At 40.1% G+C, this 23,744-nt stretch carries 22 protein-coding genes; 17 read left to right on the plus strand and 5 right to left on the minus strand.

Annotation, left to right across the window (positions count from 1 at the left end):
• Window positions 1–126 precede the first annotated feature (126 nt).
• The 16 genes from BW986_RS22015 to BW986_RS22095 all read left to right on the plus strand — a co-directional run bounded on the left by BW986_RS22015 (window position 127) and on the right by BW986_RS22095 (window position 16,780).
• The gene (locus tag BW986_RS22015) at window positions 127–2,181 is read left to right on the plus strand and encodes a carbon starvation CstA family protein (RefSeq protein ID WP_076370799.1); all 2,055 of its coding nucleotides are present in this window, start codon (window positions 127–129) and stop codon (window positions 2,179–2,181) included.
• 13 nt (window positions 2,182–2,194) lie between these two features.
• Window positions 2,195–2,398: a YbdD/YjiX family protein gene (locus tag BW986_RS22020; RefSeq protein WP_076370801.1), complete on the plus strand. Its 204-nt coding sequence runs from the start codon at window positions 2,195–2,197 to the stop codon at window positions 2,396–2,398.
• 500 nt (window positions 2,399–2,898) lie between these two features.
• A complete protein-coding gene (locus BW986_RS22025; RefSeq protein ID WP_076370803.1) occupies window positions 2,899–4,746 on the plus strand; it encodes a BglG family transcription antiterminator in 1,848 nt (615 codons plus the stop codon).
• A 15-nt stretch (window positions 4,747–4,761) separates the two neighbouring features.
• Complete coding sequence (locus tag BW986_RS22030; protein WP_076370805.1) at window positions 4,762–5,916, plus strand: amidohydrolase/deacetylase family metallohydrolase; 1,155 nt, start codon at window positions 4,762–4,764, stop codon at window positions 5,914–5,916.
• Window positions 5,879–6,232 carry a hypothetical protein gene (locus BW986_RS22035; protein WP_076370807.1) on the plus strand — a complete coding sequence of 118 codons (354 nt, stop codon included), beginning with the start codon at window positions 5,879–5,881 and terminating at the stop codon, window positions 6,230–6,232. Before BW986_RS22030 ends, BW986_RS22035 begins: the two co-directional genes overlap by 38 nt.
• Before the next feature lie 11 nt (window positions 6,233–6,243).
• Window positions 6,244–6,609, plus strand: a complete 366-nt coding sequence (locus tag BW986_RS22040) for an SFCGS family glycine-rich protein (RefSeq protein WP_076370809.1) — start codon at window positions 6,244–6,246, stop codon at window positions 6,607–6,609.
• Window positions 6,610–6,742: 133 nt separating this feature from the next.
• Window positions 6,743–6,964: a DUF4312 family protein gene (locus tag BW986_RS31320; RefSeq protein WP_397222936.1), complete on the plus strand. Its 222-nt coding sequence runs from the start codon at window positions 6,743–6,745 to the stop codon at window positions 6,962–6,964.
• On the plus strand, window positions 6,964–7,749 hold the full coding sequence (locus tag BW986_RS22050) for a DUF4311 domain-containing protein (protein WP_076370811.1): 786 nt from the start codon (window positions 6,964–6,966) through the stop codon (window positions 7,747–7,749). The genes BW986_RS31320 and BW986_RS22050 overlap by 1 nt, the downstream gene beginning before the upstream one ends.
• A gap of 2 nt (window positions 7,750–7,751) precedes the next feature.
• Window positions 7,752–8,411 (plus strand): DUF4310 family protein, encoded by a 660-nt coding sequence (locus BW986_RS22055; protein ID WP_076371197.1) that lies wholly within the window; start codon window positions 7,752–7,754, stop codon window positions 8,409–8,411.
• Window positions 8,412–8,420: 9 nt separating this feature from the next.
• Entirely contained in the window at window positions 8,421–9,524 is a 1,104-nt protein-coding gene (locus BW986_RS22060) for a DgaE family pyridoxal phosphate-dependent ammonia lyase (protein WP_076370813.1), read from the plus strand.
• A 5-nt stretch (window positions 9,525–9,529) separates the two neighbouring features.
• Window positions 9,530–10,249 (plus strand): KDGP aldolase, encoded by a 720-nt coding sequence (locus tag BW986_RS22065; protein WP_076370815.1) that lies wholly within the window; start codon window positions 9,530–9,532, stop codon window positions 10,247–10,249.
• A gap of 628 nt (window positions 10,250–10,877) precedes the next feature.
• Complete coding sequence (locus BW986_RS22070) at window positions 10,878–12,092, plus strand: ammonium transporter (protein WP_076370817.1); 1,215 nt, start codon at window positions 10,878–10,880, stop codon at window positions 12,090–12,092.
• Window positions 12,093–12,106: 14 nt separating this feature from the next.
• A complete protein-coding gene (locus BW986_RS22075) occupies window positions 12,107–12,469 on the plus strand; it encodes a P-II family nitrogen regulator (RefSeq protein WP_063235326.1) in 363 nt (120 codons plus the stop codon).
• A gap of 581 nt (window positions 12,470–13,050) precedes the next feature.
• Window positions 13,051–13,701, plus strand: coding sequence for a LytTR family DNA-binding domain-containing protein (locus tag BW986_RS22085; protein WP_076370821.1), 651 nt, complete (start codon window positions 13,051–13,053; stop codon window positions 13,699–13,701).
• 131 nt (window positions 13,702–13,832) lie between these two features.
• Entirely contained in the window at window positions 13,833–15,359 is a 1,527-nt protein-coding gene (locus tag BW986_RS22090) for a succinyl-CoA:acetate CoA-transferase ScpC (RefSeq protein WP_076370823.1), read from the plus strand.
• Window positions 15,360–15,673: 314 nt separating this feature from the next.
• Complete coding sequence (locus BW986_RS22095; protein ID WP_076370825.1) at window positions 15,674–16,780, plus strand: AI-2E family transporter; 1,107 nt, start codon at window positions 15,674–15,676, stop codon at window positions 16,778–16,780.
• Between the two features lie 68 nt (window positions 16,781–16,848).
• Here the strand turns inward: BW986_RS22095 and BW986_RS22100 are convergent, their stop codons facing one another.
• The 5 genes from BW986_RS22100 to BW986_RS22120 all read right to left on the minus strand — a co-directional run bounded on the left by BW986_RS22100 (window position 16,849) and on the right by BW986_RS22120 (window position 23,066).
• Window positions 16,849–18,267 (minus strand): NAD-dependent succinate-semialdehyde dehydrogenase, encoded by a 1,419-nt coding sequence (locus tag BW986_RS22100; protein WP_076370827.1) that lies wholly within the window; start codon window positions 18,265–18,267, stop codon window positions 16,849–16,851.
• Between the two features lie 211 nt (window positions 18,268–18,478).
• The gene (locus BW986_RS22105) at window positions 18,479–19,747 is read right to left on the minus strand and encodes a dicarboxylate/amino acid:cation symporter (RefSeq protein ID WP_076370829.1); all 1,269 of its coding nucleotides are present in this window, start codon (window positions 19,745–19,747) and stop codon (window positions 18,479–18,481) included.
• Window positions 19,748–19,976: 229 nt separating this feature from the next.
• Window positions 19,977–20,897 (minus strand): ketopantoate reductase family protein, encoded by a 921-nt coding sequence (locus BW986_RS22110; protein ID WP_311316571.1) that lies wholly within the window; start codon window positions 20,895–20,897, stop codon window positions 19,977–19,979.
• A 149-nt stretch (window positions 20,898–21,046) separates the two neighbouring features.
• On the minus strand, window positions 21,047–21,604 hold the full coding sequence (locus tag BW986_RS22115) for a 3D domain-containing protein (protein WP_076370833.1): 558 nt from the start codon (window positions 21,602–21,604) through the stop codon (window positions 21,047–21,049).
• Between the two features lie 397 nt (window positions 21,605–22,001).
• Window positions 22,002–23,066 carry a M20 family metallopeptidase gene (locus BW986_RS22120; protein ID WP_076370835.1) on the minus strand — a complete coding sequence of 355 codons (1,065 nt, stop codon included), beginning with the start codon at window positions 23,064–23,066 and terminating at the stop codon, window positions 22,002–22,004.
• 162 nt (window positions 23,067–23,228) lie between these two features.
• Here BW986_RS22120 and BW986_RS22125 point away from each other — a divergent pair, with 162 nt between their 5' ends.
• Window positions 23,229–23,735, plus strand: a complete 507-nt coding sequence (locus tag BW986_RS22125) for a general stress protein (protein WP_076370837.1) — start codon at window positions 23,229–23,231, stop codon at window positions 23,733–23,735.
• Window positions 23,736–23,744 lie beyond the last annotated feature (9 nt).

The raw sequence follows: 23,744 nt of genomic DNA on the forward strand, positions 1-23,744 counted from the left end.
CATATAATTCAGAATATATATAAAATTCTTTAAATTTAATGGGCTAGGGGAGAAATATTGCCCTGGTCCCTTATGAATGAGGTTTTTTATAGTTGCAACCAGTTCAATAGAGAGGAGATGGAAAAAATGAAAACGCTTAAATCTGTCATTCTTTGGGGGATCATATCTGCGTTGGGTGCGGTGAGTTTTGGTTTCGTCGCGCTAAACCGGGGGGAAAGCATCAATGCCATGTGGATTGTCACTGCAGCACTCTGTGTTTATTCAATTGCATACCGCTTTTATAGTAAATTCATTGCACGGAAAGTGTTTGAGCTAGATGACAATCGCCAGACTCCATCTGAAGCGAATAATGATGGGAAAGATTATGTTCCTACAAACAAATGGGTGTTGTTTGGTCACCATTTTGCAGCGATTGCCGGAGCTGGCCCTCTCGTTGGTCCCATCCTTGCAGCGCAAATGGGATATCTGCCAGGGACACTATGGCTTGTAGTCGGAGTTGTATTGGCTGGTGCCGTACAGGATTTTATCATTCTCTTCGGTTCGATGCGCCGTAACGGCAAATCATTGGGAGAGATGATCAAGGAGGAAATTGGACCGATTACAGGCTTGATAGCGATGATCGGTATCCTGGGTATCATGATCATTTTATTAGCGGTTCTTGCCCTGGTTGTCGTAAAGGCGCTAGTGGGAAGTCCGTGGGGGATGTTCACGATTGCCTCGACCATACCGATAGCTGTGCTTATGGGCATTTACATGCGCTATATAAGGCCTGGACGGGTTGGCGAAGGATCGATTATCGGAATCATACTATTGATGCTCGCGTTATATTTCGGTCGCTTTGTATCAGAGAGCGCAACATTGGCGCCAATGTTCACTTTCAATGGGGAAACGATTGCCATCATGTTGATTGTATACGGGTTCGTTGCCTCCGTTTTGCCTGTATGGATGTTATTGGCACCGCGTGATTACTTAAGTACATTCTTGAAAATCGGTACGATCATCGGACTTGCACTTGGTATCTTTATTGTCATGCCGAGCCTTGAAATGCCTGCCGTCACTCAATTCATCGATGGAACAGGACCCGTATTTTCCGGAAACTTATTCCCGTTCCTATTCATTACGATCGCTTGTGGGGCGGTATCAGGTTTCCATGCACTCGTTTCTTCAGGAACAACTCCTAAAATGATCGAACGTGAATCCCATTCACGTCCAATTGGATACGGGGCGATGTTGACTGAATCCTTTGTAGCCATCATGGCGATGATAGCAGCTTGTGTACTGACTCCTGGTATCTATTTTGCCATTAATAGCCCGGGTGCCGTTGTGGGAACGGAGCCAGCACAAGTGGCTGCCACGATATCCGATTGGGGTTTCATTTTGACACCTGAGATGATTACCGGACTTGCTGACGATGTAGGGGAAGAGACCATTATATCCCGTACTGGAGGGGCTCCAACCTTTGCTATCGGCATGGCCCATATCTTTTCGCAAGTGATTGGCGGATCATCCCTGATGGCGTTCTGGTATCATTTCGCGATCCTGTTCGAGGCATTGTTCATATTGACCACCATTGATGCTGGAACCAGGGTAGGGCGTTTTATGATACAGGATATAATCGGGACCTTTTACAAACCTTTTGCCGAAACGAATAAATGGCTGCCCAATATTATTGCGACTGCCATTTGTGTAATCGGCTGGGGGTACTTCCTTTATCAAGGGGTCATTGATCCTCTTGGCGGAATCAACACCCTTTGGCCATTGTTTGGAATTGCGAATCAAATGCTTTCCGCCATTGCGTTGCTGCTTGGGACGACGGTCCTTTTCAAAATGGGCAAAAAAGCGTACACATGGGTCACTCTTGTCCCTACTACATTCTTGTTGATAGTGACCATGACGGCTGGGTGGCAAAAGCTGTTTCACGAAAACCCCGCTATTGGCTTTTTGGCACATAAGGATAAGTTTAAAGCGGCCTATGATAATGGGGAAATTCTTGCTCCGGCAGCTAACCTTGCCGAGATGAAACGGGTTATCGTCAATGATTATGTGGATGCTGCCCTATGTGCCATCTTCATGATCGTGGTGATCACGGTCCTGATTTCTGCAATTAGGTTATGGATAAAAGTCTTGAAGAACCAGAAAATAGATTTACATGAAACACCGTATGTATCAAGGACGTCATAAGGGAGGGAAGGCAATGTTGAAAAGATTGATTAAAATTCTCAGCTACAGAAAGCAATTCGTCAGTTTGCTAGTCGGCGTGCCAAGTTATGATACTTATGTGGCGCATATGAAAATGCATCATCCTGAAGACCCTGTGAAAACCAGGAAAGAATTTTTCTGTGAAGCCCAGGATGAGCGGTATAATGCTAAGGGTGGGAAAGTGTCTCGTTGTTGCTAACTGAATATCTTTTGAAGGGCCCTCATTAGGAGGGCCCTTTTTTTGCTCGCTAGAACTTTAATTCAATATTAAGCGTCATACATCACAACTCTGAGTATAGAAAGGAAAGCCAATAAGGAAACATTACTTCAAGAGGAATTGTTTTCGATAAGCTAAGATTACCCTCTTCATTCAATCACTGAATCTTAAGCTACCTGCAGGTACCATTGCAAAAGCATATGAACCATATCAGTTTCCTATTGTCTATGTGATTTTTCGGTATTTGTTTCGGCATTATTTTAGTGTAGTTTGTTAGTATGTCCTTGTGTAGTAGCTTTTTGTAAAATTGCACAATAGCAACCTAAAAAAACTAAAAATTAAAAATTATCAGTCTAAAAGCGGTAATTTTTCACTATTAAATGAGGAAGGGTTTTGGTCTGTAAAAATAACAACAGGATTAGTTATACTTTAAATTACAAGGTTACTACTTGTTGATTACTATGATAAATGTGGTGATTAAAATGCTTACAACTAGAGAATATCGGATGGTAAGAGAATTACTCCAAACGGTAAATGCAATTCGAATCAAAGATTTATCGGAAGAATTTTGTGTTAGTGTTCGAACGATTAAGAACGATTTGGATAATGTGAGAAGTTGGTTTAAAGAACAGGGAGTAACCTTTCACTCGCAACCCAATAAAGGAATATGGATTGAATGCTTAGAAGTAGAGCGTATATACTTGCGAAATAAAATGGAACAAATCGGAAAGTCAGAAATGTATCCAGATCAAAGCATCCGTGTGCACTTAATTATAGGGTACTTACTTATTCAACCTGGCTACGTAACTGCACAAATGTTAGCTGACTATTTAGATGTTAGTAGAAACACAATTATTAATGATTTAAATCTAGTGGATGAATATGTTAAACCGTGGATTGTTCACTTAGAAAGAAAGCAGCGATCAGGTTATCAATTAGTAGGAGAAGAGAAATATATACGACTATTATATGAACATATTATTAGAGAAGATTTAAGTCATGATAAAATTTACCAAATCATCATGTGTATTTTAAACGAAGAGGAAAATCAAGATGTAGAGTGGGCTTTGGGAGATGGCTTGTTATTTAGTTATAACTTAGCAATGAAGTATATGCGCAAAGAGCTTAAACAAATAGAAAAAAACCTACACAAGCAATCTGAATTAATTACCCTTTTAATAAGGTTGATGGTTTCTGTTACAAGGCTGAGTTTGGGTTATTCATTAGGTAGTTATCGATTATTAAAAAGAGATAAATGTACAAAGCCACAGGAGAGCTTTTTGCTCAAAGTGATGGATAACATTTTCGAAGAAGCAGAATTAGCGTTACTTGAAAGTGAGTTTTTATACATTTCAGGAGGAATGTTTGAAGAAACGAAGCAAATTGATAGTACGTATGTAACCAAACAAATTATTCGTTATGTGAGTGAAAAGGAAAATATAAATTATGACAATGATATGAAATTGTATAGTAATTTGTTAGCTCATTTATCGTTGCGCTTACAAAGTGGAACGACATATCTTGAAGAAATAAATCCATTCACTAATGAAATTAATAAAAATCACTCTACATTAATCCAAGCAATTAAAGAAGCATGTCAATTTTATTTAGGGAATTATGTAATTTTGGCTCAGGAGTCATTTTGTGCGTTTATCGCTTTACATTTTCTCGTTTCCTATGAAAATAAGTTAATTGATAAAAGGAAAAAAGCAAAAGCGATATACGTGTGTGCTACAGGGCACGGTGTAGCGAGACTTATAAAAAATAAAGTGGAACGGGAAATACCTGATATTCACATTTTTGCTTATTGCTCAATTATGGAAGTGGACGAAATATGCAAGAAAGAACAAATTGACCTAATCGTTAGTGTTTTCCCTATTGAAGCTAATATACCTGTTATAGTTGTAAACCCTTTGCCGACAAAAAGTGATTTAAAGTCAATAAAAAAAGAAGTTGAAGCAATTATTAGTTGTGAATACAGACAGGTAGACAATTTTATAACAAACGAATCTTACGAAGAAAGAAATATGGAAAGCGAGGCTATTAGCCAAGAAATCATTGTAAAGGGATACGAAGTTTATCAAGAAATAATCTTTGGATTTTTCAAAGAAGCAGATCAACAAAATAAAAGAAATGCTTTAATGATGCACATTTTTTTAATGGTGCACCGCTATTACTTTGGTAAACAATATGACTATTTTTCTTATTCTAATGAAAATCTTAATGAAAAAGACGAACGGACAAAACAAAAATTGCAAGAAATTATGGAAAAAAATAATCTACAACTTAACGATGCAGAATTAACAGCATTATTACAATATTTTAAGTAAGTAGGTGAAAAAATATTGGTCGAAGCAATAATCATTAAAAATGGCTATGTCGTTGATCCGGAAGTGTCAAAAATTCAAAAAAGAGACATAGGGATGTTAAATGGTAAATTTATCGATCCTACCATTATAGAAAGCTATGGAGCTGATATAAGTTATATTGATGCAAATGGATCTTATGTAGCGCCAGGGTTCATTGACATTCATACCCATGTTTTTAAGGATTATACCACTTTAGGAATTGAAGCTGATAAGGTAGGTATCAACCAAGGTGTGACGACAATTATTGATGCAGGAAGTGCTGGTCTAGATAACTATGCAACGTTTAAACAGAAGGTGATTAACACCAGTAAAACAGAGGTTCTCGCCTTTCTGAATATTTCTACAAAAGGTTTATGTAATGAAGGAGGAGAACTTGCTAATCCAAATGATTTAATGGCAAGTGAAGAAGCGCGCAGTATATTCAGAACAGAACCATCTTTAGTTGGTTTAAAGGCAAGAATGAGTGGTTCAGTTGTTGGAAATAACGGATTATATCCTCTCCTGCACGCAAGAAAATTGGCAGATGATTTGCATGTTCCTATCATGGTACACATTGGCAATCCTCCCCCACTAATTGAAGAAATCCTGCCAATGCTGAGAAAGGGGGATATTGTAACACATGCCTTTCATGGTAAACCCAAAAATAAGATTATTACTCCGCATCAGGAATTAACTTCAGAAGCAATTAATTGCCTAAATAGAGGTGTTTTGTTTGATGTTGGACATGGGGCAGCTAGTTTCAGTTTTAAGACATTATCAATTTATAAGGAAAAATACAACTATCCTTTTTCAATCAGTAGCGATCTTCATGTAAGAAATTACGAATCACCTGTAGGGAGTTTAATGCAAACTATGTCTAAAGTTAGAGGGCTAGGTTATTCATTATTGGAAGTTGTGGCAGCAGTAACTATGGAACCAGCAAAAACACTTCATCTTACCGAACAAGGTACATTTGCTTCTGGTACAAGGGCAGACGTCACTCTTTTCTATGAAACGGATGTTTGCATGGAACTGAAAGATTCGGAAGGTGAACCAATGATCGTAGAAAAAGTGATTGAACCTTATTTGACTATACGAGAGGGAAAGAAGGTCTATGAAAGCAATGTTGGAACTAAATCACAAAGAAATTAAGCAGATGATCTTAAAAAGTGATGATGAAGAAAAGTGTAGAGAAATATTTAATAGATTACAGGTATTTATAAGAGAAAATGAGATGCAGCCAACAGATGTGCAGTGGCTTTCCCTTGTATCACATGTAACAGCAATGGTTAATCGCAGTGTAAATGGAGAGGTAATACAAAGTTTTCATGCATCGCTTTTTTCAGAAGTATCACCTGCATCAATTGAAATGGCCGAAAAGGTTTGTGGATGGCTTACTAGTTTACAAGTAGACGAAAAATATCTATTATCTATTCACTTTGAAAATATTAAAAATAATAAACAATAGGAGGAATACAGATGAATCAAGTAGTTATTGTTATAGGGGATCGTCTAGGAAAAGGACAAAATGTTGGTAAAGGAATTGAAGCTGCGGGCGGGAAGGCGATTGTCATCGAGGGAGTCACTGCTGATATGAAATTGGGAGATGTAATGAAAGCGGAAAATGCTGACATTGGTATATCATTTTGTGGAAGTGGCGGTGCTGGTGCTATAACGGCACAAAATAAATATGGTTATAAAGCACGTTATGGAATGAAATCAATACAAGAGGGTAGAACAGCAGTTCAAGATGGAATTGAAGTGCTTGGTTTTAGTTTTATGGACCAGAAAGAGCTTGGTGAAGAAATAACTAAAGAGCTCATTAGACTAAGGAGTGAAAAGTGATGATTACTAAGGAAATGAATATTCAGGTAGCTTCTTCAGGTCACACAAAACAACAAGCCATTGGTTCAGCACTAAATCAAGTAAAAAAAAAATAGTACAAGATGATTCACAGCTCATCATACGGCTTGAGCCAATCAATGTCGACGTCATTGAAGCATTCGAAATTACCTATACCGAGCACTTCTTATTCTTTTTCTTTCCTAAAGAAAGAAAAAAATACAGATATATGTTGGATGTTAAAGTAAGTGTATCAATAGTAAATGTCAGTGAAATACAGCATGAAAAACAAATTCAAAAGAATGCCTTACCAGAATTTATAAAATACAAAATAAGGCAGTTTAGGCAGGTGAAATAATGGAAACGTTAACAATTTTGTATAAAGCGGTTTTAGTGGGAGCGTTAACAGGCTTTGCAATCGGAGCTGGGGCTGCCCGCATGTTCCATACACCGAAAGTTCAAGGGTTAGGATCTTTCCGTACTTTAGGAGAGTTAAACTCATGTGCAGGAGATAGTGTTTCACATTTCACATTTGGATTGGGTTTCTTTTTCAAAGCATGGGCATCTGCAGTTGGAGTCGGTGCAATAACTTCTGAAACGGATCATCGTGTGTTGCCGCATTGGACAGCAGCAATTGCATTAATGGGAAAAAGGAATCCTGAGGAGACGTTGCACAATCCAAAAAAAATGGGGATTATTGGTGCGTTCGTTGGGGCGGTTACTGTGGCGTTTTTATGTACCACGGCATCAGCGATTCCTGAGTCTCTACAAGTCGTGGCCATGAAAGTACTTGGTCCGGCAGCCAATTTACTTATAGTTTATGTGATGCCAGCGATATTCTGGCTAGCTGCGATTGATGCTGGGAAACGTACAGGATTTTGGGGCACACTTTTCGGGGGAATTGCACAATTAATTATGGGTAATGCCGTTCCTGGGGTTGTTTTAGGGATCTTGCTTGGAAAAGGCGTCGATGACCTAGGGTGGACACGTGCACCAAAAGTGATTTTTACGACGATTATAATATTATTTGCATTAAGTGCATTTTTCCGTGGAAGTGATTTAACTTTACTTACTCAAATGGATATTAATCATCCAGAATGGTTAACCAATTTACACAAACTGGTTGGACAAGAGGTGAAATGATCATGACAGATAATAAAACTATTAATTACAATTCATTTTGGTATGCGGACTGGGCTTTTCCGTTCTTCACAGCATTGTTGGCAGCAGGAACATTTACTGCTTGTCATATGTATGTAGTCCATGGTGTTGGGGCTTTTAATGATATCGCAGTTATCGCATTATTAAAAGCTGGTCTTGATGGTGGAGGTTATGGCGCCGCCGCGGCATTTGGCGCTAGTTTCTTATTTGCCAGAGTATTAGAAGGCCCGCTAGTTGGGATTTTGGATATCGGCGGTGCGTTAAATACTGGGGTTGGTGTTGGAATTCCTGCTATCTTACTTGCTGCCGGAATTACAGCTCCTGTTTATAATTTCCCTTTAGCTATTGCAACAGGATTACTTATTGGTTTAGCTATTGGATATATCATTGTTGGTATTCGTAAAATATCGATTAAATCCGCAAGCTCGACGTTTGGTGCGGATGTTATGATGGGCGCAGGAAATATGGCCGGCCGCTATTTTGGGCCACTAATTATTATCTCTGCTTGCCAAGCCTCTTTACCAGTTGGGTTGGGATCTATTATTGGCGCGTTATTATTTTACATCTGGAATAAACCAATAGCTGGTGGTGCGATTTTAGGAGCGATGTTATTTGGCGGATTTTTCCCGCTGCCACTAGAGTAAGGAGTAAGTATGAATATATATGAACAAATTGGGCTCAAAAAAGTGATAAATGCTTGTGGGAAAATGACACCGCTAGGTATATCAGTTGTGAATGATTTAATCGCTGAATCGATGAAACAGGCGCTACAAGATTTTGTCGAGATAGATACGTTAATTCGCCATACAGGAAAAATAATTGCAAAGCATACCGATACAGAAGATGGTTGTCCAACAATGGGGGCGGCAGCTGGCGTGGCAATAAGTGTAGCCGCTACCATTTCTAAAACCAATTTACATGTTGTTGAACAGCTGCCATTTTTTGAAGGAACGGCAAATGAAATTATTATTCAAAAAGGGCATACAATACACTTTGGGGCAAGTATCAAACAAATGATTGCGCTTGGTGGTGGACATGTCGTTGAAGCCGGGTACGCAAATCGAGTCTATCGGGAGCACATTGAACAATCAATTACTCCCAATACATCTGCATTACTCTATGTTAAATCCCACCATTCAGTTCAAAAAGGCATGCTTCCATTAGAGGTTATGATTGATATTGCAAAGATACACAATATACCTTTAATTGTTGATGCTGCGGCCGAAGAAGATCTGAAAAAATATATAAAACTAGGTGCGGATATGGTCGTATACAGCGGTGGAAAAGCACTTAGTGGACCCACATCTGGATTTATTTGTGGAAAAAAAGAGTGGATGGAAGCATGTCGTATGCAATACAAAGGGATTGGCCGAGCAATGAAGGTGAGTAAGGAAGCGATGATTGGCTTAATCATCGCTCTTGAAAGTTATGAATCGCAGTCCGTAGATCCTGATATACAGAAAGAAAAAATGATTAAGTTATGTAATGTTCTAGAGACAATACCGGGGATAACAACAGGAATAGAACAAGATGAAGCAGGACGTCCTATTTATCGTGCTCGTATCCAAATTGATGCCACAAAGACAGGAATTGCTGCTAATGAATTGAGCGAAGCGTTGAAAAAAAGCAATCCTGCCATCTATTTAAGAGATTACAATGCTGCTTCGGGTGTTTTACATGTCGATCCCCGTCCGTTATTTGAAAGTCAAGAGGATATTGTTGTTGATGGAATAATAAGGATAATTGGAGGGGGATAAGTAACATGACAAATAAGCAAGTAATTTTCAACGTATTAGCTAAAGATTTAGTGAACGCAAAAGAACTTATTAACGTAGCTAATGAACAAATTTTAGTCGGATTAATGGTGAAAGATTTCCCATCAGAAGAAGAAGCTATTGAAGCGGTATTATCATTTAAATCCGCAGGCATCCCTGTTTCTGTTGGATTGGGTGCTGGAGATCCAACTGTTTGGAAAAGTGTAGTGAATGTTTCAACAAAAACAATCCCAGACCATATTAATCAAGTGTTCCCTGCAGCAGCTTATACCCTTGGAGCATTACAACGATTGGATGCTGAACATACAGTTGTTAATGCACTTATTGAACCGAGTGGAATGGCAGGTGAAGTATATATTACAACCGGACCAAAAAGTAAGGAATTAAGAGAAAAGGTATCGTGTGAATTGGCGGCAACTATCCTAGCGGAAATTGGCATTCATTCTGTTAAATTTTATCCGATTGATGGTGATAGCCGATTAGATGAAGTTGCGTTAATGGTAAGAGCTGCAGTGAAATCTGGAATTAAAATTTTTGAACCAACTGGCGGAATTAATTTAAATAATGTTCAAGTGATTGTGCAAACATGTTTTGATAATGGTGCTGAATTAGTTATACCTCATCTATATACATCAATCATTGATAAAAAAACCGGGAAAACTGAAGTGGAAAACTTGGAAAAACTTTTAAATATAGAATGGGAGTAAGGTTTTCCAACTGTATGGGACTGAAAAACACCTGAGTGAAATCTAAAGAATTCATCAGTCATTATTATCCTGGGAGGGGACAAGATTATTCAGAATACAGTGGGGATTTAGAGGGAGTGCTAGCCAATCCTTTACTTATAAATACCTATTCATACCTTGTTGTGGGAAATGCAAATACTCTCTATAGAAGACAGTGGATTATAGTAATGTACGGCCTTTTCCCGATATTCTTCGGGGAAAGGCTATTGCTTTTTCTTTGGAAAACATCAGGAAATAAATCCTTTATTAGAAATTAAAATGTACTTTTCGTGATAAAAACGCACCAAATATTTGTTACGCTTTATCTTTTTCTACTTTCTCCTTCCACTTTCCCCCTTCATTCTTAGCCGGATAATTCTGCTTTATCTCGGCTTCTTGTGATAAGAAATCAGACTATAAAAATTCCCTTTAAACGGTATATATATCAAATTATTTAAATGTAGTTTTTGTGGTGTTACAAAACCTCACATGTTTTCGCGAAAAATAAAAATTAAGTTGAATTTTTAGAAAATTAAGTATATGATAAAAAACATAACATAATAGTGTTAATAAACATAACATATATAAAAAACAAGGGGGAAAAAACAGTATGCAAATGGCGGATTCGGTATTCATGTTTTTGGCGACGATGATGGTTTGGCTAATGACACCAGGGATTGCCCTATTTTATGGAGGGATGGTAAAAAGTAAAAATGTCCTGAATACGGCAATGCATAGTTACATGCCACTGGCTGTCATTTCGATTCTTTGGGTGCTTATTGGATATTCATTATCATTTTCACCTGGTAATACATTTCTAGGCGGTCTGGACTGGGTTGGGTTAAAGGATGTAGGCTTTGCACCTGGACCATACAGCGAAACAATTCCTCATAGTTTGTTCATGTTATTCCAAATGACTTTTGCCGTGTTAACAGTCTCGATCATTGCAGGTGGCATTGCCGAGCGGATGAAGTTTTCAGCATTCCTGATTTTTACGATCCTTTGGTCTTTATTCGTATACGCTCCCGTTGCACACTGGGTATGGGGAGGCGGCTGGTTAGCGGAATTGGGTGCGCTTGACTTTGCAGGTGGCAACGTCGTCCATATTTCTTCAGGGGTTGCGGGTCTGGTTTTAGCGATCATGTTAGGTAAAAGAAAAGAGTCGGGTGACAGTGCACCACATAATCTTCCTTTAACATTCCTCGGAGGTTCATTAATTTGGTTCGGGTGGTACGGCTTCAACGTCGGAAGTGCATTGACAATCAATGAAGTGGCGATGAATGTATTCGTTAATACAGCAGTTGCAGCAGCTGCTGGTATCATAGGCTGGCTGATCGTTGAGTATATGGCTAATAAAAAGGCAACATTGCTGGGTGCGGTATCCGGAGCCATTTCTGGCTTGGTAGCCATTACACCTGCTTGTGGATTCGTAACCACTGCCTCTTCCATCATCATTGGTGTCGTCGGCGGTGCCGTATGTTTCTGGGGCGTATTCTTCCTGAAGAATAAACTGGGTTACGACGATGCACTTGATGCTTTCGGATTACATGGGATCGGTGGGACATGGGGAGGCATCGCCACAGGTTTGTTTGCGACCACTTCCGTAAATGAAAGCGGGGCAAATGGTTTATTCTATGGCGATTTCAACTTATTGTGGAAACAGCTTGTAGCGATCGTCGCGACATATATTTTCGTTGCCGTGGTCACTTATATCGTTGCGAAAGTCATAAACCTTTTCGTGCCGTTGCGTGTCAGTGAAGAAGATGAGTCAATGGGGCTTGATCTTACACTTCATGGAGAAAAGGCTTATCACGAATCAATTTAAAAGGGGGGGCTCATATGTCCGAGGTTTTAACGAAAATAGAAATCATTACACGTCCAATCAAGTTTGAGCAATTCAAAGCGGAACTTGCAAAAATAGGGGTAAGCGGAATGACAGTTTCGGAAGTAAAAGGAACGGGTCTTCAGAAAAGTTATGTGGAAACATATAGAGGCAGAAATCGTGAAATGTCATTGCATGACCGAATGAAAATCGAAATCGTCGTGTGTGAGGTGCCAGTTCAGGATGTTGTGGATGTAGCAAGGAAGTTCTTGAGTACCGGTAAGCCTGGGGACGGTAAAATCTTCATATATGAATTGGCGAATGTGGTGAATATCCGGACCGGAAAAGAAGGTCATGATGCGTTAAAGAATGATATCTGATGCTGTGATTAATTCGGCCGTATGTGCCGGATACAGTAGATTGAGGAAAGGGAGCTGAAAATGGGGAGACTGGTCCGAATTGTTAATGCGAAAAAACAAAAGATCGTTAATACGCTCATTTCAGAGGATGTATATCAACCTGATGACCGACCCTTTTTATTGGAATTGCCACTGAAGAACTTAGAAGAGATATTATCCCTTCGAATAAAATCCTCGTTTCAAAATCCCCGTTTTAAAAAATAACCTTTCAGCCGTTATCCAATAAAGGGAGAGCGGCTTCTTTATGCATTGATGCCCAACCTCGGTTATGGAGATTATATGTTAGGTATAAGGAAGCTTTTTTCTAGAATCCCCCATGGAAATCAGGGCGCTTTCCAACTATAATGAATAAGGATATAAATTTAAATACGATTTTTTTGCTTTTTTTGACGTTTTTCGCTTAGTTACTTCCATTTTTCTTTATTTTGCGAAACGCGAATTCAAAAAAATGTAAGTTTTCCAGAAAACTATGAATTATTTCATGAATGCCCTGTTTAAAAATAGGGAAATTATTAATATGTTCTTTTAAGAGGTGAAAGGAAATGGATCAATTTACGGTCGAATCCGTTTTGAATATCATCAGGGAGTTTGTACCGAAGGATGCTTCAATTTCTGTGGCTGATTCTGAAAAATACATTTATTATCAACCGAGCAAACAAGTTGACTTAAGAATAAAACCGGGTGATTTAATCAGTGAAAAAACGGCGACATATAAAGCGTTGAGTGTTCGTAAAAAAATAGGGGTGCAAGTTGAAAGTAATGTATTTGGCGTTCCTTACTATGGGCTGAGTGTTCCTATAATGGACGAGGGCAATCCGTTAGGGGCGGTAACGGCCATCTTGCCGTCAAAGCCATTAATTTTACCGACATCATTCTTGACCATTAAAACAGATGACCGCTGGATACCGCTTCCATATGATGAAATTATGTATTTGGAAGCTCAAAATAGGAAAACTAAGATTCAGTCCGAACGTGTGAGTGGATTTCATAAAATGAACTTAAGTGAATTAGAATTCATTTTACCTAGTGATTTATTCATTCGCGTGCATCGTTCGTACATCGTCAATATCAATTATATACAAGAGATCCTTCCCGATTTTCATTCTACATTTTTACTGATAATGAAAGACAATTCCAAAATCCAGGTCAGTCAAACATATGCAAGTCAATTTAGAAGGGCTTTGGGGTTTTAGTGATTCTCCTTTGTGTGAAAAAAATGCTGGTTTATGCTCTATTTAAGGCTTTTCATTCAGAATCGAATGTGATGATTACACAGGATTGGTAAAATTAAGTGTAAGAAAAGCGAAAAATGGGGGTCTTTTGTATGAACGAAAGCGTTTTCAAAAAAATTCGCAACGAACAATTTAAGGGGAAAGTAGTTACAGCGGAAGAAGCAGCTTCATGGATTAAAGATGGAATGAAACTCGGTATGAGCGGATTTACCCGTGCTGGGGATGCTAAAGTTATTCCTATGGCTCTAGTTGAAAGGGCTAAAACTGAAAAATTCAAAGTTGACGTATATACAGGTGCCTCATTAGGACCGGAAGTCGACCAACATATGGCGGAAGCGGGTATCATAAACAAACGTTTGCCGTTCCAAGCGGATAAAGGCATTCGCAATAAAATCAATGCTGATGAAGTCACTTATGTGGATCAGCATTTATCTCATACAGCTGAACAAGTTCGTCAGGGCATTGTCGGCCCTATAGATTTTGCAATCATCGAAGCATTGGCGATTACGGAAGATGGATTAATCATCCCGACAACTTCTGTAGGAAACTCAGCCATATTCGTTCAAGAAGCTAAACATGTAATCATTGAATTAAACGTGTCCCATCCAGAAGGATTGGAAGGGATGCATGATATATATACACCAGCTAAACAAGGGGAACGCGAACCGATCCCTATGACTAAAGCAAGTGATCGTCTTGGATCGATCGGTATTGCGGTTGATCCTGAAAAAGTAATGGGAATCGTCGTTTCCACGGATCTTGATGCACCTTCTACAATCGTGCCGCCGGATGAAGAAACAGCAACAATCGCCAACCACCTTATTAACTTCCTTCGTGAAGAAATCAAGGCTGGCCGTTTAACTGAAAGCCTTGCTCCACTTCAGTCGGGTGTAGGTTCAGTTGCAAATGCAGTATTCGCTGGCTTCCTTGATTCTGAATTTAAAGATTTGGAAGTTTATTCAGAAGTGTTGCAAGATGCGGTATTTGATTTAATCGATGCTGGAAAAGTTAAATTCGCTTCGGGTTGTTCGATTACATTAGCTGAAGAAAAAGGTAAACAAGTTTACGGTGAGCTTGAAAAATACCGTGATAAACTAGTTCTTCGTCCACAAGAAATATCTAACCATCCTGAAATCATCCGTCGCCTTGGCTTGATTTCAATCAATACAGCGTTAGAGTGTGATATCTACGGTAACGTGAACTCGACACATGTTTCTGGGACAAGAATGATGAATGGAATCGGTGGATCTGGTGATTTTGCACGTAACTCACGCCTAGGCATTTTCGTAACGAAATCATATGCAAAAGGCGGCAAAATTTCTAGTATCGTTCCTTTCGTTTCACATGTGGATCATACTGAACATGATGTGGATGTATTAGTGACAGAGCAAGGGATCGCTGATTTACGTGGTTTGGCACCAAAAGAGCGCGTAGAGTTAATCATAGAAAACTGTGCGCATCCTGACTACCGTCCACAGCTTCGTGCATACTTCTCTGAAGCTGTTGCGCAAACTGGCGGGCATCAAACTCCACACATTCTTGAAAAAGCATTTTCATGGCATACAAACCTAGCTAAAAATGGTACGATGCTTGAAGCAGTACTTCAAGATCAAAAATAAGACTCAAAAACCCCGCTAATACAGCGGGGTTTTTTTATTTGGGTCCGTGTCCCTTATTGGTGAAAACAAACCCATGAATCTTTCGACACCACTGGAAAGGAATATTTTAAAAAGAAGCTTAACCATCAAAAAGATAGGGAACTGTATCTTTAGGCTTTTTCTTTTATTTTTGTATATAATTATTCATTCAAGTTATGGAAATATGGTAAACTGCTAACAATGAGAGATTATCATACATAGGATTTTTCGTATTTATGATGTTGTTTCCTTAGAAATAGGGAGTTAAATAGAATGGTTATAGTGGAGGAGATAATTTGTTCAAGACAAAATTACATTTTTGGACGTTAGAGTTATTACTATTGTCTTTACTTTTTTATGTTGGTACAAAAATTTCTTTTCTTTTTGAACCGATAGTCATCTTTACATCTACATTGTTCTTTCCAATCTTGATTTCAGGTTTTCTCTACTTTTTGTTCAACCCCACTGTTGATTTCCTCGTTAAAAGGAGAATGCCAAGGGGATTGGCGATTTTATTGCTTTATGTATTTTTCCTGGGATTGATTAGTTTGTTGGTCGGTCTGGTCGGCCCGTCACTGTCCAAACAGGTTACGGATTTAGTTAATAACCTCCCGGATTATTTCAATCAAACAAGGAAGTTCATTGAAGATTCAGCTGAGTCAAAATGGTTTTTGTGGACGGTTGAACAAGATTATGTACCACTGCAAGAAGTAGGGGATTCGCTGCAAAAATATTTGACGAACTTACCTAGTAATATAACGAACAGTTTAACTTCCGTTTTCAGCGTGGTGACGAATATTACGTTAGTGGTCGTAACGGTTCCTTTCATCCTGTTTTATATGTTGAAGGATGGGGATAAGCTTCCGGCCGCCATTATGAAATTCGTACCGGTTCGCTATAGAAAACCGGCTTTAACTGTACTTCAGGAAACTGGCGGGACGCTTACCACATACATACAAGGCCAGATGCTTGTTTGCATGTTCGTCGGGATCGGAACGTTCATCGGGTATTTGATCATTGGTTTGCCTTACGCGTTCTTATTCGCGCTAATTGGTGCTGTAACCAATATCATCCCATATGTAGGTCCGTTTATCGGAGCGGCTCCTGCGGTCATTGTGGCGTTGATTCATTCACCGACCGAGGCGTTACTGGTCATTCTGGTTGTAACGGTCATTCAGCAACTGGATGGTAATTTTATATCACCGTTAGTCATAGGGAAAAAATTGAACACACATCCGCTCACCATCATCATCCTTTTGCTCGTCGCCGGAAACATTGCCGGTATCATCGGCATGATTTTGGCCGTTCCGACTTACTCCGTTGTTAAAACGATTGTATTGAATATCGTAAAATTCATCAGGATCCGAAAAGAAGAAAAGCTTGAAGAAGATATATTGGAATGAAAAAACGGGCCCGACTCAATTGAGTCGGGCCCGTTTTCTTAGTGAAGGAGCAAAAGCGCCTAATCAGGTTACAAACCTAAGGAAATATATTTTACTTCCAGGAATTCTTCGATGCCTTGATGTCCACCTTCACGGCCGAGCCCGCTTTGCTTGAATCCGCCAAATGGAGCTTGCGGAACGGAAGGGAGTCCATCGTTCAAGCCAACAATGCCGAATTCAAGTGCCTCGGTGAATTTGATGCCCTTGGTGATATTTTCAGTGAAGACGTAAGCTGCCAAACCGAAGATGGAGTCATTCGCCCTCTTGATTGCCTCTTCATCAGTCTTAAAGGAGGCGATGGGAGCTAGAGGACCAAATGTTTCTTCCTTCATGCAGAGCATGCTGTCATCAATGTTGGATAGTACAGTTGGTTCAAGAAAAAGACCGCTTATTGATTTACCGCCAGCTTCGAGCTTAGCACCGCTGCTGATTGCTTCATCAATTTGTTTTTGAACCTTATCAACTGCATTTTGATCGATAAGCGGACCGATATCGACGCCATCCTCCAGTCCATTTCCTACCTTTAGTTCTTTGACCTTGGCAACGAGCTTTTTGATGAAGGCTTCTTGAATGGCTTCGTGGACATAAATGCGATTTGAACAGACGCATGTTTGTCCTGCGTTACGGAATTTTGAACTGATGATGCCATCAACCGCTTTATTAAGGTCGGCATCCTCAAGAACGATTGCGGGTGCGTGACCCCCGAGTTCAAGCGAGATTTTCTTTACCGTGTCAGCTGAGCCCCTCATAAGGGTTTTACCGACTTCTGTAGAACCGGTGAACGTCAATTTACGAACCCTTGTATCTTGAAGCCAAGTTTCGCCGATTTCTGATGATTTTCCTGTCACGACATTGATGACTCCTTTTGGAATGCCAGCTTCTTCAGCTAATTCAGCCATTTTTAGAGCTGTTATGGGAGTCAGGTTTGCCGGTTTAATGACGACTGTGCAGCCGACTGCAAGCGCTGGTGCAACTTTTCTTGTAATCATGGCTGCGGGAAAGTTCCAAGGCGTAATGACAGCTACAACTCCGACAGGCTGTTTTGTCACGAAAAGCCGCTTATTGGATACGGAAGCAGGAATCGTTTCGCCGTATACCCGTTTTCCTTCTTCGGCAAACCAAGATAAAAAGCCATTTGCATATGTCATTTCACCAAGAGCCTCTTTAAGGGGCTTGCCTTGCTCTTCAGTCATGATTTTGGCTAGTTCTTCTTTATTATCATCGATCAATCGATGCCATTTCCAAATTAGTTCAGCACGTTCATAGACTGAGAGTGCAGCCCAGCCCGTAAAGGCTTCATATGCGGCATCTGCAGCCTTCGCCGCTTCAGTTGCACCGCCTTTAGGAACGGTGGCAACTACCTCATCCGTTGCCGGGTTTCTCACTTCAATTTTATCCAATCCAAAATCCGACCACTCACCGTTAATAAATAATCCGTAATCCTTCATGATAAAACCTCCTAATTTGGTTAAATCCATCAAACTACTAAAACTTTTAACTATATACTTTTACCTGTTACATAAAAGTATAAACACTTTTCAGTGATTCTGAAATTTATTTGATTGGCTATTTATAGAAAATCGGCTGTTCATTGATAGAATGGGAGCAAGACATAAAAAAAAGAGGTGCAAGTTGCACACCTCTTCATTCAAGACTCGCTTATTTTTCCGATGAGACGGCCACTTCACCCATATCGCCTGAGATGGCTTGATTTGGATTGAATTCACCTTCCGATTTAGAAATGACCACTGTAGCAACACTGTTACCGATTAGATTGGTGATGGCACGTGCTTCAGACATGAAACGGTCGACTCCCAGCAGTAAGGCCATTCCTTCAACTGGAATCATTGGGAAGGCAGCTAATGTTGCAGCAAGTGTAATGAAACCGGATCCCGTTACACCGGCAGCTCCTTTGGATGTTAACATCAAGATTCCGAGAAGGGTCAATTCCTGCCAGATGCTTAAATCGACACCATAGGCTTGGGCGATGAAAATCGCTGCCATGGATAAGTAGATCGATGTGCCATCAAGGTTGAAAGAATAACCCGTTGGGACAACTAAACCGACTACCGATTTTGAACAACCATATTTTTCAAGTTTTTTCATTACGCTTGGTAGAGCCGATTCCGACGAAGATGTTCCTAAAACTAAGAGGATTTCTTCTTTTAAATAGGCTATGAACTTGAAAATATTAAAGCCGTATATTTTTGCGATCGAGCCAAGGATAAAAATGATGAATAGTGCCATTGTGATATATACGCTACCCATTAATTGTCCTAAAGAGCTTAGAGAACCAAGGCCGAACTTACCGATTGTATAAGCCATTGCTCCAAAAGCCGCCAATGGAGATACTTTCATGATCATACCGACGATGCCGAAGAAAATATCGGCAATATGCTGAAAGAAAGAAACGACTGGCTGCACTCTCGGTCCCATTGCCGCCATTGATAATCCGAATAATACGGCAAAGAATAGAATAGGGAGTAAGTCTCCGCCAGCAAGTGCGGCAACGGCATTATCAGGAATAATATTAGAAATGAAAGCAACGGCGCCATGTTCCGTTTCGGAAGCGGCTGTTGTATATTGTGATACATCTCCGCCCTCGACTGAATCGATGTTAAAGCCTTTACCAGGTCCCAGCAGATTGACTACGATGATTCCGATGGCAAGTGCGAAAGTGGTAACGATTTCAAAATAGAGCAGGGCCTTTCCGCCGATGCGGCCAACCTTTTTCATATCACCCATACCGCCAATTCCGATTACGACGGTTAAGAAGATGATTGGTGCAATGACCATTTTAATCATTTTAATAAATAAATCAGCTAATATCTTCAGCTGTTCACCGAAAGAAGGGAAGAAGAAACCGACTGTTATACCCAGAATGATACCGATGATGACCTGAACTGTTAGATTTTTTAATATTTTCAAGGTGCATTCTCCTTTGTTATATGATAGCGCTTTCTTAACTTGGTTATAGTGTAACAGAAGGAAGAATCAGAATATTCTTTTGGTGATATTGTTTTCTTTTTGTTCTTTTTGGTCTTGGGATTTTTAATAACTAAAGGGTGGAAGAGGAATTAAAGTGTCTATTAGTGTTCATGATAGATTGATAAACTGCAATAAAAAAATACCGGTGGGGAGCCGGTATCGGGAAAAATCAATTTTCGAATGGTTTTATGAGTGCATAAAGGGTTCCGATCACTGGAAGTCTCAAACCGGCCTTGTCGGCAAGGCGCAGTGCACCGCCCTGTAAATGTTCCACTTCCAGGGTTAGGCCCTTCCGGCGGTCCTGGTGCATGGAAGAGGTGGATTCATCAGGTAAACCTGCCATGTTTTCCAACGCCTGGGCAATATTTTCCACAGAAATTCCGACACCATGAGCATTTGCGAGCTCCTTCATTTCAACAAGGACCTTTTCCAGCAATCCATTGGTTTCAGGGAATCTCCGTATCGTGCCGATAGGGAGGTTGGAGGCAGTTGTCACACCGGAGAAAGCGGTGATGAACATGTATTTGATCCACATCCTGATCAATATGTTTTCCGTTCTGCCAGCCTTCATGATAGCTGATCCGGCCGCCTGTTCGAATTCATCACAAATCTTTTTTTGTGACGGATGAAGCGGGCCATAGATTAAATCGTGATTATCATTGGAGTGAATGACATGACCTTTTTCATCGAGCGTGGCGATGATAAAGGCGCTTCCTCCCAAGACGGCTTCATCGCCCAGTTCATCCTGTAAAATGGATATATGTTCCAATCCATTCAAAAGCGGGAGGACCTTTGCGCCTTTTTCGACAAGGACCTTTAAATCTGTAAGGGTGCCTTGCAGATGCTGGCCTTTTACGGCGAGAATCACAAGGTCGACCTTTTCGATATCATTTACGTTCTCTGTGATATGTAGGTCGTTAAATTGGTAGTTTCCATGTGGGCTGGTTATGCTGATACCGTTTTCTTTCAATTGTTTGGCGCGGTTTTTTCGGACAAGGTATTGAACATGCTGCCCCGCCTGCTGCAACCTGCCTCCAAAGTAGGAGCCGAGTGCTCCGGCCCCTATAATGACAATATTCAATGTGCACACCTCTCTTTTGATTAAGATGTACTAATCATAACATTGACTGAAATTTCAGTAAATATTTCCGTTTGAAGGGAAACTGGTTGTTTAGGTGTTTGTAAGAATGGGAAAAACAAAAGACCAGCCTGAATTAGGTTTCAGGCTGGTGCTTATCATTATTTATAGATTTTTACTTTAACGGTTTTTCTGCCCCAATTGATGGCTTTTGAGTGAGAAGAGTAGAAGACGTCAATTTTATTCCCTTTGATTGCGCCGCCTTTATCTGCCGCAATGGCATCCCCGTATCCTTCTACATGAACTTTTGTTCCTAGCGGAATGACCTTAGGGTCGACTGAGATGGCTTTTACGTTAGGGTTTTTCTTTAAGTTAAGACCCGATGCTGTAATACCGCTGCAACCTTTGCAGTTAGCAGTGTAAGCTGTTGCCTTCACCGTGATCGTTTTATATTTCTTGGATGATGATGATGTTTTAGCTTTAGGTTTAGCAGAGGTTGAAGTTTTCTTGACCTTTAAAACTTGTTTTGGATGGATGTTATCTTTTTTCAGGTTGTTCCAACTTTTGAGTTGATTGACTGTTATATTATGTTTATTGGCGATACCCCATAGTGTGTCGCCGCTTTTAACTTTGTATGTAGTAGTAGCAGCCGATGAAACTCCGGAAAAACTAAATACCAAAAAGAAAGCAGTGAATAGTGGAAGTAGTATTTTTTTCAAAATGAATAGTCTCCTTTGTTTTAAATCGTAGACTTAGAATAACAGGTCTTTATGACAACAATGTTTCGCTGGAATAGTAATTGTGTTACAAAAAGGTTTCCCTTGATAAATAAATGTAATATAAACTAGGACAAAAGGACTTATCTATTAAATGTAAATATATTATTAATTATGTCAGTATAAGCGTATTTTTGTTAAATAGTGCTGGTATTATGGCGTATCCTGTTTAATTAGGTAAAATATGGAGGTGTAATCCCTGGTTTTAAAGTCCTGTATATTTTGTAAAAAAACAACGTAATAATAGAGGATTGAATGCTATTTATTTTAGTAGGAGAGATTATTCGGGGCATGAAAAAAGCCCGCATCTATGTGATGCCGGCTTTTTTTTTGATTTGGATTAATATAAAACAAATTCAGAAGCGAAATAGACTAGCATTTTTTGATAGACTGCTACTGATTCAAGGTTGACGCATTCCCTATCTCCATGCCAGTTCTCACCTTTTGGACCGAATTCAATGGCTGGGATACCATATGCCGCAAAAAACACGGTATCCGCAGAGCCGTGCTGCCCAAAAATGACAGCGTCCTGCTTGGTGTTCCTTTCGATAATCGGGCGGAGCAGAGTGATGAATGGATCTGACTCTTCGGTTTTTACAGGTTTGCTGTACATATTAATATGAACATTATTTCCTGTCACACTTTCGATCTGAGCAATGATATCTTCCATTGTTTGCGTAGGAAGGTAGCGTATATCAAGGCTTAGCAAACAGGCATCCGGTACCTTATTATAAACATCCCCGCCTTTGATTTTTGCTAGGTTAAGTGAAGGGGAAGAGTAAAGGGGAGTGTGATCCCGGGTGAAAGGAAGTTCCTTTATTTTTTGATAGAGATCATAGGCCTTTTCAATCGCATTCACGCCTTCCCATGGACGGCTTCCGTGTGCAGATTTGCCGGATACTTCAATATCGAGACGAAGGGCACCCTTTGCCTGGAGTCCAATCCCCAATTGCGTTGGTTCAGCACAGATTACAAAGTCCCCTCTATACCCATGTTTCGCTAAATATCCGGAACAGTTCAACCCGCCAATCTCTTCATCCGATACGATCTGCAACTGGATTTTTAAACCTAAGTCCTTATCTTTCAGTTCGGTAAATGCACACATCATCCCTGCAACTCCCGCTTTCATATCGGCTGTCCCGCGTCCATATAAGTTTCCTTCATGAATCTCAGGGAAAAATTGATCCGGCGTTCCGCTGACAACATCGACATGGCCATTCCAAATTACGGTTTTATCTCCGCTGCCAATCTCGCTAACAAGCATTTTATAACCGTTATTCACGATCACATTCACGGTAATTCCTTGTTTTTTAAGCCACTCCGCACAGTAATCAACTGCCTGGTTGGCCCCTTCTTTCGCTGAACTGTCAATAGATACTAAATCTTTAAGTAACTCGATGAGCAAAAAGAAAACCCCCTAAAAATGTGCATACTAGTATTATATATACCCTTTCCAAGTAAGGGTTAACTCAAAAATATTTTCCCGTTAAATAACGTTTTCCTTTTCATCCCCTGGGGTATGTAAAGGGGGAGCGACAATTTACATTCTTTAAGGAGGATGATAGATATGGATAAGCGTATAATAGGTGTTTATGAAACTGGAGAAGAAGCCATAAAGGCTGTTGAGTCATTACAGGCTCAAGGGTATGATCGTGAAGATATTTCGGTGGTGGCTAAAGATAAAGAAGAATTAAATGCAGTGAATGAAGAAACGGGTACAAAAGTTGAAGAGGGGCTCGCAGCTGGTGCGGCGACCGGAGGTATTTTGGGCGGTGCTGCTGGATTATTGGCTGGTGTGGGTGCGTTGGCCATTCCGGGAATCGGACCGGTACTGGCAGCCGGGCCGCTTGCTGCAACATTAGCCGGAGCGGCTGTAGGTGCTGGTACAGGCGGATTGGCCGGTACATTAATCGGAATGGGCATACCTGAAGACGAAGCTAATCGTTATGAAGCGGATGTAAAGAGTGGCAAGCTGCTTGTTTTAGTCGATTCTGATGCGAGAAAATCCAGTTCTTCTTACTCAGGAATAACTGAAACCGATGAAACGCTAACGAACAGTAGAAGAACTCTATAAATCGTAAGG

The organism is Peribacillus simplex (genome assembly GCF_900156045.1).
Classification (GTDB): Bacteria; Bacillota; Bacilli; order Bacillales; family DSM-1321; genus Peribacillus; species Peribacillus simplex_D.